Here is an 11436-nt window from a genome sequence, read left to right on the forward strand (position 1 = left end):
GCGGGGCGGCCGTCGGGGTCGGTGGTGCGGGCGACCAGGCCGTGCCCGCGCATCCGGCGCAGCCGGGCGGACAGGAGACTGCAAGGGGGATGCCGGGTGGCCGTGGACGCTGTGGGGCGCGGGCTGTGGCGTCGCGCGGACCGCGGACGGCTCAGCGGGCCGGGCCTCCGTCTCCCGCGCGACCGGCCGCGGAACGGTCGAACGCATGGAGGCGTGGGGCGTAGAGGCATGGGGGCCGGCGGCCCGTCGACCGCGCGGTATCACCGGGGCACGCGCTACCCGCAAGAGCGGGCTGACCGCCGAACGGGTTCATTCAGCCGGGCCAGGTGCCGGTCAGACGCCGGATGGCGGCGGCCCCCGCCCGGTCCACCGCCGCCTTGACGGCGGAGAAGATCGCCCCCTGCAGGCCTGCTGCCAGCAGGACCTCCTGCCAGGTGCGGTCCTCGTCGGTGGCATCGGGGGCGTCGTCGTCGTGGCCGATCATCTTCCACGCCTGCCTGAAGGCCGCGCCCGCGATCAGGCCGCTGACGGCACCGAACATCAGCCCGACAGGCTTGTAGGCGATCTTGGATGCCTTCACTTGGGCCTCCGGTTACGACGCAGGAGCAGGAACACCGCCAGGGCCGCGGCCCCGGCGAACAGCGGGATACGGTTGGCCCGCGCCGCAGTCGCGGCCGACGCCGCCTTCTCACGGACCTGGTCCGGGGCCTTGGCGGCTGCCAGATGCCCGGCGTGGGTCGCGCCGTCGCGTACGTGAGCGGTGGCGCGGGCAGCCTTGTCGAGCACGGGATCGGGGGTCTTTTCCTTGGCCAGCTCGACCGCCCGGACCGCCTTGTGCCGGAGCTGCTCGGTGGCCAGGGCCGCCTTTTCGGCGGCCTGCTCCTTGACCTCGGCCGCCTTCTCCTTGGCCTGCTCCTTGACGTCGGCCGCCTTCTCCTTGGCCTGTTCCTTGACGTCGGCCTTGGCCGCCAGTGCTTCCACGGTCCGGCCGAGTTCGTCGCGGGTGCGCTTGACCTGCTCGCGCAGCTGGTCCGGATTCGGTGCGGATTCGTCGCCCCGGGACTGATGGCTCATCGGTGTGCCCTCTCCTTGATCTCTTCCACGTCGGCCTTGACGCTGTCGATGGTCTTCTCGGGTGTGGGACTGCCGGCCTTGGCGACCTGCTTCTTGCCGACCTCGGCCAGCACGGCGGCCACCGCCGCGAGCAGGGCGGCGATGATCAGAGCCGAGGCCCACACCGGCAGTACCAGCGCGAGGGCGGCGATCCCGGCGGCGACCAGTGCCTGCGCGGCCAGGATGCCGACGAGGCCGGCTCCGCCGAACAGACCGCCGCCGACCCCGTAGCGCCTGCCCTTCTGGGCCATCTCCGCCCGAGCCAGCCGCATCTCCGCACGGACCAGCTCCGACATCTGCTGCGACGCCCGTGTGACGAGCTCGCCCACCGGCTCGTCCCTGCCGTGGCCGTGGCTTCCAACGGCGCTCATCTCATCCCTCGCCTTCTTATGCCCTTCGGGTGGTGTCTCCAGGCGCGCATACCCGACAATCCGCCGGACACCCACCGACCACGCGTGGTCATCGCCGCCGGCGGAGGAAGAGGCGGGGCGCCGTGCGGATCAGGGCGGCGGCCGCAGCCCCGATCACGGCGCCGGCTGCCACGTCAGAGGGGTAGTGGGCCCCGCCATGGACCCGCTCGACTGCCACGAGCACCGTCGGGACACCGCACGCGGCCCCGGCCCACGGCCACGAGGCCGCGACGGCCGTGGTGAACGCCACGGCGGCGGCGGTATGCCCGGAGGGGAAGGACGAGCTGTCCGGCCGGTCGGAGACATCACGGTGCGGGATCCACTCCGCGGGAGGCCGACGCCGGTCGACCAGTTGTTTGGCGACCCCGTTAGACAGGCCTTCCGCCACTGTCATCGCCAGGACTCCCGAAGCTGTGGCCCTACGGCCCCGTCGGCCTCCCAGGACCGCCATCACCAGGGAGGCGGCCCACCACAGCTTCGTATGCTCGGCTGCCTCCTCGACCGTGGGGAGCAGCCGACGCGTCACCGGGGAGTCCCAGGCGGCGATGCGGCGGGTCAGCCGGTCGTCACCGTTTTGCAGCCCGGCCAGCACCCTCATTTCCCACCGTCTCCCTTCAGGTCGCCCCGCTCACTCGAGACGGCGGCGGTCCTCCTCGCTCCACGCCCGGGTGTCCCGTGGTTCGACGTACGGCTCCTCGTCCTCGGGGTACCCGCCGGCGATCGCGCGCTGGCGGACCAACTCGGCGTCGAACTCCAGGCCCAGGAGCATGGCGAGGTTGGTGATCCACAGCCACACCAGAAAGATGATCACGCCCGCCAGGGTGCCGTACGTCTTGTTGTACGAGCCGAAGTTCGCGACGTAGAAAGCGAAGCCGCCTGAGGCGATCATCCAGATCCCCAGCGCCAGGAAACTGCCCGGGGTGATCCACTTGAACCCGCGGCCCTTCGCGTTCGGCGCGGCCCAGTACAACATCGCGATCATGACCGTGACCAGCACCAGCAGCACCGGCCACTTCGCGATCGACCAGACCGTCATCGCGGTGTCTCCCACGCCCAGGGCGGTGCCTGCCTGCCGGGCCAGGCCGCCGGTGAACACCACGATCAACGCGCTGGCGACGGCCAGGACCATGAGTGCCACGGTCAGGCCGAGGCGTAGCGGCAGGACTTTCCACACGGGCCGGCCCTCGGGTACGTCGTAGACGGCGTTCGAGGCGCGGATGAACGCCGCGACGTAGCCGGAAGCCGACCAGACCGCGACGACCAGACCCACGACCGCCAGCAGTGAGCTGATGCCCGCGTTGTCCTGCATCTGCCGAACCGCGTTGCTGATCACATCGCGCGCAGCGCCCGGGGTGAGCTTCTGGAGGTTGTCCAAGAGCTGTCTGGTGGCCGATTCACCCGCGATTCCGAGCATCGAGACGAGAACCAGCAGGGCGGGGAAGAGGGCCAGCACTCCGTAGTAGGTCAGCGCTGCCGCCCGGTCCACCAGCTCGTCGTCCTTGAACTCCTTCAGTGTCCCGCGCAGCACCGCCTTCCAGGACCGCTTGGGGAGCTGCGACAGCTGATCCGGCGCCCGCTCCTCGACTTGCCGGTCCGGCCCTGCGGCCTCATTGCGTCCCCCGCCCGACGGCCGGCGGTCATCCCCCTGCGATGGTGTCCCTGTGGGCCTCATGGTGGACGCCTTTCCACTCCGCCTGCCGTCATGCAAGCGGACATGGAGCCGACGGCTCAATGTCCGACCACGGTCACGGGGGAACACGCCGCGTATATCGACCCCCTGCCACGCTCCCGGTCCGGCGGCTCGGCGAGCCACCCGACGGAGAGCAGCCTCGGGGGGTCCTGCCGGTGAGCCGGCCGACCGTCCCCTGGATGCTCTCGCGCCTGGCCGACCACGAAGCCCCTCACCGCCGACAGTCGCTGTCGGCCACTGGCGTTCGTCATCACGCCCGGCCAGGTCAGCGACGTACCCGCGTTCCAGCAGGTGCTGTCTCTCGCGGCGGTGCCCAGAGGACGTCTTGTTGAGCTCCCGCAGCAGCTTGCCGGATCCTTGCTGCTGAGGCAGCTGTCAGGGAGCGGCCCTGCGGATGCCCTGCGGGCTGCGATCAGCCGCGTTCACCTCACGGACGCGGGGCAACTTCGCAAGGCCTGGCGGGACGTCCTGAGCGAGCTGTACAAGACCACCGGTGGCACCTTGGTCTACCACCCACGCCACTATCTCTCGCGGTCAACGCCACCTCGTACCCGCCCGCAGGAAGCGACCTGCACAGCGCCCCGGAGCACGCCGCCAGGTACCTGCTGACATCCGTTCCGCCGCTCATCGCCGATGACCTTGCGTTGCACGAAGGGACGACGCCCCAGACCGCCCCGAGATCACCGTTTTCGCCGTCATCAGGGCCCAGGCGACCAATGATCACGCACCTGACGGCCCGCGCGTTCATACACCGCGACAACACGGGCCAGACCGTCCTGCCCGAAGCCTGGCCACACATCCGCCGGCACCTCGACGACTCCGACGTCTTCAATCAGCTCCTGAACGAACTCTCCCCACCCATCACCAGGAGCTGGCCCGACGCGACAGGCGAGCGGAGCGAAGAACACCGACGTCGTCGTAGAGTCCCTTCACCCATTCCAGGAAGCCCTCATCTCCCCGAACGGGCTGGCTATCACACTATGGAACCGTGACCGGCCAGGAGCCGACCACACTCACTGGTGGCCCTGCTGGGACGAAGACTTCAGCGACGTGGTCGCCTCCTTCCTCCGGCAGGAACACGTCTCGGCAAGCCGAGCCGCGTCCCTGCCGCAGCCAAGAACCGCGAGAGCCGGCAGCGCCCGCAAACGACACTGCGCAGCCGCTTCGAGGCGCTCCGCCAGAGCCTGCCGGTAGGCGGAGGTTGCCAGCGGTGCGTCCAAGGGCTCCACGGGGCTACTGGAGACGGTGTCACTTCCGCCCGGTCCGCGAACCTCCTTCGCCCTCCCGTCGCGGCGCTCACGAGTGCTGACTCGACCTCAGATCTTCCTCGGAGAACCGTTCCGTTTCCACGACCGAATGAACATGCTCTGTCACCTACTCGTGGCGGTGTGCTACGGATGTCCGACAGTTCCGTCGGATGCCTCGGTCCAGTACCGCAGCCGGCGCCAGGCCATCACCCCGGAGCAGCCCACGGTCTCTGCCGGGACGTCCCGCCAGGCGACACCGGACCGCAGCACGAACAGGACGCTGGCGAGCGTTGTTCGGTCAGGAACACGCAACCCCCGGAATGCCGGCGGCGTCGTCCGGGAGCGGGTGGCAGCAGCGGGGCCATCCGCTTCCACAGGTCGTCCGGAAAAGGATGTTCAGGCTGCCATCAAGTTCCTGAACTGGCTCGACGAGCGCGAACAACAACTGGTTTTCCTGGACCAGGCGGGCTTCGACGTCTGGCTCATCAGCCACCCCACCCAGCACGTCGTGATCGAGTCCTTCACCCGCTGGGCCACAGTTCGGCGTCTGACCGGCCCACTCGAACCGCCCAGGCGGGGACGTCCATTCGCCGTCAACTTCCAAACGGCCGTCGAGTACGACCAGCAGCTGCGCCGCTGCTTCAACGACAGCGCGTTGCCTCGCGAGATCCGCATCATCGGCGCTCTGGTCCGGTTCTACGTCCTGCCCGTCGCCAAGATCATCGAGGTCACCACGGACCGGTCCCGCCGGGACGAGACCGGCTCGTACCTGGCCATTGACCGCCGCCCCGTACCGCTCTCACTCCGTACTGCTCCCACTCAGACTGGGCCAGTTCGTCAAGGACCAGTTCGATCAGCCACGCACCACCGCCTGCATGCGCCGGGCTCTTGACGAAGCCTCCCCCTACCTGCTGCCAAGCGACTTCCTCCATCGGCCCCGCAGCCCCAACGTTGAAGGACAACGCCGGACTACCGCACTACTCAAACAAGGCCTCTTCACCAGCAAAACATCTGCTACGCCTGCTCTATCTCGCGATCGTCATTCGATGCCCTCGACTGATGTCTCGGCGTGAGCCGGTTGACGCGGTATACGTCCGGGACGCAGAGGTTGAGGACGGTCGCAAGGGCGATCATGCCGGCGCAGGCCAGGAGTATTCCCTGGCTGTCCCACGAGTGGGCTGCGAGGGCGGTGATGAGGTAGCCGAGGGGGATGGCGAGGCGTTCCCCGACGCCGTTGAACGCACTCATGCGCCCCTGTTCCGCCTGGGGCACATGCTGTTGAAATGCGGTGTTCCAGGCAACGATCGCGACATCGAGTCCGATACCTGCCAGCAAGGCGGCCACAAGAACAAGGGGCAGAGGCACGCTGCAGGCCATGGCGGTCAGGGGGAGCGCGAGGGCACCGCCCGTGGCCACCGCAACCATGAGCAGCCGGTACGGCTTCCAGCGGAGGCACACGAGGGTTCCCGCCAGCAGACCGGAGGCGAACGCCGCCTGGATCAGACCCCAGTCGCGTGCTCCGGCGTACTGCCGAGCGGCAACAAGGGGGCCAAGAAGCTGGAAGCCCGCTAGCCATGCAGCGACGAGAACGGTGCCGGCGGCCGTATAGCTCCACAGCCAGGCACGCGACCAAAAGCCCGCCCAGCCTGACCGCAGATCGGCCAGGACGCCGCCGGACGTGGTGGGCGGGGTCTCCAGGCGCAGCCCAAGAAGCAGACCGGCCGCGACGGCGAACGTGAACGCGTCCCAAGCCAGTGCCCACGCCGCGCCACTCGCGGCGACGACGAATCCGCCGACGACCGGCCCCAGTACCCTCACCGCGTTGCTCGGGAGTCTGAGCAACGCGTTGGCCTGCTGCAGGTGCTCCTCGGGAACGATCTGCGCGACGGCACCTTGCGTGGCCGGAACGATGAACGACGCCGCCGTTCCCGAGACGAAGCCGCACGCCGCGATGGACGTAGTCGTCGCATGCCCTGTGGCGACGGTGACGGCCAGCGCACCCTGCGCGCCCGCGGCCAGCAAGTTCCCGAAGAAGAGGAGCCGGCTTCGGGAGAGGCGGTCGGCGAAGAGGCCACCCATGAGTAGGAACACGATCGTCGGAACGGTGTTTGTGGCAAGGACCAGGCCAAGAGATCCGGCCCCTCCACCCTGCTCGATGACGGAGTACGCCAACGCGAGAGGGGCCATCGCAGACCCTGTCGCCGAGATGAGGTTGGCCGACGCGAATCGCCGGAAGGCCCCGATCTCCAACGGTGTGCTGATCATCTTCGATGACTCGGCAACGGTCTTCATGATCTCCCTTGGGCTCGGCGCAGCGAGCACCCTAGTGCAGTGAGCCTCCGCCACCCTGAAGCCGCAGGTCAAAGGGCTGGTATGACCGGCTCTCGCGGTGCTCACGCCACTCGTGGGCGGAGGTCATGGAGAAGATCGTCTGACAGGGGTCGGGAACGTCTCCGAAACGGAGGGTAGTCCGAGGCGGTGCTCTGGCCTATGCACCCGGGTCGGAAGGCGCAGCCCGTCCTACTGGCCGGCGCATGACATCCTGGCCCAGTGCTTCTGAACGATCTCGCCAGCAGTGTCGACCTTCACCCAGTGCGCTATCAGTTCGCCACGGTCCGGAGCGACTCGTACGACGACAACTGGCTGGTCATTGATGGCACGGTGATGACTGCTGAGGGAGGCTGGTCCTTCACCGATCCCTGTCTGCTCGTCGATGAGGCCCACCAGGTGTCCGCGTGGCTGCGCGCGGTGGCCGCGGGGGAGGTGGCCGTCACCGAACCTGATGCCGAAGGTGAGCTGTCGCCGGACACGTGGTTCATTGAGCCGGTCGTGGCTTTCAGCCTCGCCGATCGAAGCGATGGCGGGACCGCGGTGATTCGCGTTCACCTGTCCTTGGAGGCGGCGCCCCCGTGGCAACAGGGCAACGACGGGGCTGACATCTACCAGTATGTAGTGGAGGTCAGGATGGACACCGCGGCGCTGCTTCATGCGGCTGGCCAGTGGGACCTCTCTTTGGCTTCCTTTCCGCCCCGTTGATCACCTGCTGGTGGTCCCGCCACCGCCCGCACCGGCCATTGCCTGCTGGCAGCAGTAACTGTTCCCACTCCGTGTCCGATAGATCACCGAGTCCGTCCCGCCCTATACCCGGGACAACGGGCTGGTCAGGCGAATGTCACGTGATCGAACGGACAGCTCTCGGCTCAGGGGCCGACGTATTCGTACACACCCCCGTGAGGGTGTCGCAGCACCGCTCGCTGACCGTTGGGAGTGGGCTGCGCCGGCATCACCAGGGTGGCACCGGCCGCAATCCCTTCCTCAACGGCAACGGCCAGATCTTCCACCGCCACAGTGGCACTCACTCCCGCGACCTTCTGCACCGCCTCGTCCGGACCGCAGTACAGGAGGAAGGGCCCGACATTCGCCAGATGTACACCGGCGAAGGCGAAACGGCCGGCCGTCTGGCCCGTCAGCCGCTCGTAGAAGGGGATGGCCGCTTCCAGGTCGTCAACGCGCTGTCGTGTGATCACCGAGTAGATCTTCGTCGGCATGTTGGAACTCCTCGTCCGGGCTGGGCTGCGTTCGACATCGTCGTGCTCATCGCCATCATCGTTTCGACCTGGTGTGGCCGGCGCCGGTCACACCAGGTCTACGAACGGTCAGCCGTTGGCACGGTCTGCGCGGCTGCGCTCACGCAGTGAGATGCGGTTGCCGTCCCGGTCCGTCGTCTCGATGCGGACGCCGAACCCGTAGTCCTCCGGTTCCGGCTGGTCGAAGGTCACCCCACGGTCGCGGAACACCTTGAAGTCCGCCCGCAGGTCGTCCGACTCGAGGATGACCGGTCCGGACGTGGCTCCCGGCTCGGCCGGTTGCCCCGCCGCCGCGGGGTGCGACCACAGGATGATCTCGACCGGGGTGCCGGGTACGCCCACCGTGAGGAAACGCCTGTCGGGTCCCGGGAAGTCGATGCGCTTCTCCAGGCCGAGCTGCTCCGTGTAGAACCTCAGCGCGCGGTCCTGGTTGGTGACGTAGAGCGTCACGTACATGACGTTGGTCAGTATGGGGTGCTCCCTTTCATCTGTTGAGCCGTTTCACCTCCCTGACGGACCCCGACAGGAGAATGTGACGGATGAGGCTTGTTTCTGAATAACTGTCAGGGTTGATCTTTCTGGTGGTTCGCGCCAGGAAGGCGGACTCGGAGCTGTTCGAGGGTCCGGGCGGGCGACCCGGGCAGTGGTGTGACGACGATGCGGTGCAGGTCCAGGAGACGGTGACCGTCCTGGACCTGGTGGGAGAGGTGGGTGCGGGTGACGCCCAGCAGCTGGGCCAGGAGTGTGCTGGTGATCGCCCTGCGTCGGCGTAAAAGCGCTGCCAGAAGGCGGTGGTAGTGGTCGAGGCTGCTGGTCTGCGGGTGGAGGTAGCTGCGCGGACGGTGGAAGCGCCGCTGGAAGGCGGCCTCGGTCAGGGCATCCCCGTACGGCTCGGAGACTGCCACCAGGCGTTCGAAGCCGGCCCGTGGCATGCCGGTCAGGGCAGGGTCGCTGAGCATCTCGGTCGGGCCGGGATCGATCCGCCGGGCGGCCGGCGGTGCCTGCGGAGGTCGCGGTGGAACGGGGGCGAGGGTGTGGTTCCAGTCGCCGTGGAACGCGTCGGGCGTGATCGGCAGGGCCGGGAACTCGGCAGCGGTCACCGTAGAGCCCAGGCGGTAGCTGCCGGTGTCCCACTCGGCGCCGATGGTCAGTCCGGTGCGTGTGGTCGTCGCAGCGATGGTCTCGATGACGACCTCGTAGCTGGTCAGCGGCCGGCCGCGCCAGTTCGCGGTGATGTGGCAGAACATCCAGTGTTCGATCTTGTTCCACTTCGACGTGCCCGGCGGGAAGTGGCAGACCGTGATCTCCAGGCCGCTCTCCAGGGCGAAGGCGGCCAGGTGCTTCTTCCAGGTCCAGCGGCGGGATCGTTGGAGCCGCCGGCGCCGGCGGTGATCAGCAGCCGGGTGGCGTTCGGATGACGCGCCTGTCCGCGGCGCTGCCACCAGCGACGTATGGACCCGACCGCGAACTCGGCGGTGTCGTGGTCGGTCCCGACGTTGCCCCAGCCGGTATTGGTGGCGATGTCGTAGATCCCGTATGGGATGGCGACGGGCTGGTCGCTGGTGGTGAAGGTGTGGCAGTCGACCTTGATCGGGTCCTTGCCCGGCCGCCAGGTGCGGCCGGGCCGGTCGCGGCTGCCGGGCCATTCCCTGGCCTTGGTGTCGACGCTGATCACCGGCTGCCGGTCGTCGAGGAAGTCGGTGGCCGTGGCGTTCAGGTGGGCGAACTGGGAATCGCGGTCCGGATGGCCGGCGCCCTTGGTGGTCTTGACGGTGCCCTGCAGGCTGTAGCCCAGGCCGTGCAGCAGACGCCCGACGGTTGTGGCACTGACCGGATGGCCCTGTGACGTGAGGATCGAGGCCAGAGCCCGCAACGACAAGGTAGTCCACCGCAGCGGGGAGACCGGATCACCCCGGGTGTGCGGCTCGGTCAGTGCTTCCAGTGCCGGCAGCAGACCGGGGCTGGTGACCGTCAACGGCTTGCGGCCGACCCCCGCAGCCCGGACCCTCCGGGCCGGCACCGGGTCTCCGGCCAACTCAGTGACACCGCGCGCGACGGTGGAAGCACTGGTCCCGGATGCGGCAGCCACCAGGGCGATCCCGCCGTGGCCGATGGCCGCTGCCTCGCCGGCCAGGTAGAGCCGACGGCGCCGCTCGTCGAGGTGCGGCAGGACCCGATCGAACTCGGCCCGTAAGGCGGTGACGGGCGGACGCACAGGCATGGTCCACCGTCCCACCAACTCCACGAGAACAAGCAGTAATTGAAATACAAGCCCATGGAAGGAAGAAGCTCTGCCGAGGCACTGCCACCGTCGCCGCGCTGGTCATCTGGCTCCGCTCATGACCGCCCGGACAGGCTCCAGGCCTTGTTGCCGTGGTGGCGCGGGTGGTGAGCGGCATGGTGATGACCGTGGCGTGTATGCCTGACAGCGGCCGGTCCAGGTGGTGGGCGTGTTGGTCGCCCGGTGGTCGCCTGGGGAAGCCCTTTCCTTTTCGGTGATGTGCTCGGCGAGGGGCGCCACGAGGGTGTCGTGCTCGTCGGCTCCGGCGGCGGCCGCCTGCGCCGGGACCACGGCGCCCAGCCTGGTCAGCGTGGCCTCAACGCGCTCGTGTTGGGCCTCCGCCTCCGGAGCGACCCGGGACAGGAGCGGCGGCCACAGCAGTCCGGGCCGGCCGCGCACCCGCCCGGACCATGGCTGGGCGACAAGGGCTGCAGCACCCGTGCTGTCCGTTTGCACCTGCGTGCCCGCGGGATCGCGCACACCATTCCCGAGCGGACCGATCGGGTGGCCAACCGGGGCAGGGGAGGACAGGGCTTCTCCGGCTGCCCTTCCCCGACCGTAACTGCCATGTCATACGTCGATCTACTCGAAGACGTATGGGGACGACACGATGCCGTCAGGGAACTCGGCCGCCACGCGCTGGAACACCGGACTGCCGAGCGCCGTGACGAGCGCCTCGGTCGACTCCCAGACCGCGGCGTTCATCAGACGCTGACTGTCCGTCGTTCCCCTGCGCATCGATGGGTTCGGCCTTCTCCTCGAACTGCGCGAACACCGGCGTGTGCGGGTCGAGACTCTGCAGCTTGGCCATTTTCGGTACTTCCTCTCGCTATCGGCCGGTGGGTGCCGCCGGGGTCCGCGCCCTGCGGATACCTGCGGAGTTCGAGGGAGTTGCTGCCCGGGTCCTGGATGTAGAGGGAGGTGGCGGTGCCGCACTGCGGGTGCACGGCCGAGCGGTTGTGGTTGATGACGGGCGGGTGAGTTTGTCGGGTCAGGTGAGGGCGGTGGCCAGTAGGGTGAAGGCGGTGATGATGACGGCGACGCGGAGGTAGTGGTAGCGGTCCCAGCGGTTCATCTGCTGCTTCCAGTCCGCGGGCCGGTTCTCGGG

11 protein-coding genes and 3 pseudogenes are annotated in these 11436 nt (G+C 68.4%); 2 read left to right on the plus strand and 12 right to left on the minus strand.

Going from position 1 to position 11436, the window contains the following annotated elements; genetic code table 11:
- Nucleotides 1-313 precede the first annotated feature (313 nt).
- The 6 genes and pseudogenes from ABZ318_RS36790 to ABZ318_RS36815 form a co-directional block, all read right to left on the minus strand.
- Nucleotides 314-580, minus strand: a complete 267-nt coding sequence (locus ABZ318_RS36790; protein WP_356906783.1) for a DUF4235 domain-containing protein — start codon at nucleotides 578-580, stop codon at nucleotides 314-316.
- Complete coding sequence (locus ABZ318_RS36795) at nucleotides 577-1074, minus strand: DUF3618 domain-containing protein (protein WP_356906784.1); 498 nt, start codon at nucleotides 1072-1074, stop codon at nucleotides 577-579. Before ABZ318_RS36795 ends, ABZ318_RS36790 begins: the two co-directional genes overlap by 4 nt.
- Nucleotides 1071-1484 (minus strand): phage holin family protein, encoded by a 414-nt coding sequence (locus tag ABZ318_RS36800; protein ID WP_356906785.1) that lies wholly within the window; start codon nucleotides 1482-1484, stop codon nucleotides 1071-1073. Before ABZ318_RS36800 ends, ABZ318_RS36795 begins: the two co-directional genes overlap by 4 nt.
- A gap of 88 nt (nucleotides 1485-1572) precedes the next feature.
- Nucleotides 1573-2121, minus strand: a complete 549-nt coding sequence (locus ABZ318_RS36805; protein ID WP_356906786.1) for a phosphatase PAP2 family protein — start codon at nucleotides 2119-2121, stop codon at nucleotides 1573-1575.
- 30 nt (nucleotides 2122-2151) lie between these two features.
- Nucleotides 2152-3195 carry a YhjD/YihY/BrkB family envelope integrity protein gene (locus ABZ318_RS36810; RefSeq protein WP_356906792.1) on the minus strand — a complete coding sequence of 348 codons (1044 nt, stop codon included), beginning with the start codon at nucleotides 3193-3195 and terminating at the stop codon, nucleotides 2152-2154.
- A gap of 1436 nt (nucleotides 3196-4631) precedes the next feature.
- Nucleotides 4632-4843 (minus strand): annotated as a pseudogene (locus ABZ318_RS36815) (transposase); the annotation flags it as partial.
- Between ABZ318_RS36815 and ABZ318_RS36820 the strand changes: the two are divergent.
- Nucleotides 4807-5352 carry a hypothetical protein gene (locus tag ABZ318_RS36820; RefSeq protein WP_356906793.1) on the plus strand — a complete coding sequence of 182 codons (546 nt, stop codon included), beginning with the start codon at nucleotides 4807-4809 and terminating at the stop codon, nucleotides 5350-5352. The pseudogene ABZ318_RS36815 and the gene ABZ318_RS36820 overlap by 37 nt on opposite strands.
- A gap of 122 nt (nucleotides 5353-5474) precedes the next feature.
- Here the strand turns inward: ABZ318_RS36820 and ABZ318_RS36825 are convergent, their stop codons facing one another.
- Nucleotides 5475-6752, minus strand: coding sequence for an MFS transporter (locus ABZ318_RS36825; protein WP_356906787.1), 1278 nt, complete (start codon nucleotides 6750-6752; stop codon nucleotides 5475-5477).
- A 258-nt stretch (nucleotides 6753-7010) separates the two neighbouring features.
- Here ABZ318_RS36825 and ABZ318_RS36830 point away from each other — a divergent pair, with 258 nt between their 5' ends.
- A complete protein-coding gene (locus tag ABZ318_RS36830) occupies nucleotides 7011-7496 on the plus strand; it encodes a hypothetical protein (RefSeq protein ID WP_356906788.1) in 486 nt (161 codons plus the stop codon).
- 164 nt (nucleotides 7497-7660) lie between these two features.
- On the opposite strand, the gene ABZ318_RS36835 is transcribed toward ABZ318_RS36830, so the two are convergent.
- From ABZ318_RS36835 to ABZ318_RS36855, 5 genes and pseudogenes are all read right to left on the minus strand, one after another.
- On the minus strand, nucleotides 7661-8008 hold the full coding sequence (locus ABZ318_RS36835; protein WP_356906789.1) for a VOC family protein: 348 nt from the start codon (nucleotides 8006-8008) through the stop codon (nucleotides 7661-7663).
- A gap of 108 nt (nucleotides 8009-8116) precedes the next feature.
- Nucleotides 8117-8503 (minus strand): VOC family protein, encoded by a 387-nt coding sequence (locus ABZ318_RS36840; RefSeq protein ID WP_356906790.1) that lies wholly within the window; start codon nucleotides 8501-8503, stop codon nucleotides 8117-8119.
- A 45-nt stretch (nucleotides 8504-8548) separates the two neighbouring features.
- A pseudogene (locus ABZ318_RS36845) lies at nucleotides 8549-10268 on the minus strand (ISAzo13 family transposase).
- Nucleotides 10269-10910: 642 nt separating this feature from the next.
- Nucleotides 10911-11033, minus strand: a complete 123-nt coding sequence (locus ABZ318_RS36850; protein ID WP_356906791.1) for a hypothetical protein — start codon at nucleotides 11031-11033, stop codon at nucleotides 10911-10913.
- 286 nt (nucleotides 11034-11319) lie between these two features.
- Nucleotides 11320-11436 (minus strand): annotated as a pseudogene (locus ABZ318_RS36855) (DUF1772 domain-containing protein); the annotation flags it as partial.

The organism is Streptomyces sp. NPDC006197 (assembly GCF_040613865.1).
Lineage (GTDB): Bacteria > Actinomycetota > Actinomycetes > Streptomycetales > Streptomycetaceae > Streptomyces.

Coding starts and splice junctions, on each gene's coding strand:
- ABZ318_RS36825 (WP_356906787.1), bottom strand. CDS start 6,752: ATGAAGACCGTTGCCGAGTCATCGAAGATGATCAGCACACCGTTGGAG.
- ABZ318_RS36850 (WP_356906791.1), bottom strand. CDS start 11,033: ATGAACGCCGCGGTCTGGGAGTCGACCGAGGCGCTCGTCACGGCGCTC.
- ABZ318_RS36835 (WP_356906789.1), bottom strand. CDS start 8,008: ATGCCGACGAAGATCTACTCGGTGATCACACGACAGCGCGTTGACGAC.
- ABZ318_RS36805 (WP_356906786.1), bottom strand. CDS start 2,121: ATGAGGGTGCTGGCCGGGCTGCAAAACGGTGACGACCGGCTGACCCGC.
- ABZ318_RS36795 (WP_356906784.1), bottom strand. CDS start 1,074: ATGAGCCATCAGTCCCGGGGCGACGAATCCGCACCGAATCCGGACCAG.
- ABZ318_RS36810 (WP_356906792.1), bottom strand. CDS start 3,195: ATGAGGCCCACAGGGACACCATCGCAGGGGGATGACCGCCGGCCGTCG.
- ABZ318_RS36840 (WP_356906790.1), bottom strand. CDS start 8,503: ATGTACGTGACGCTCTACGTCACCAACCAGGACCGCGCGCTGAGGTTC.
- ABZ318_RS36800 (WP_356906785.1), bottom strand. CDS start 1,484: ATGAGCGCCGTTGGAAGCCACGGCCACGGCAGGGACGAGCCGGTGGGC.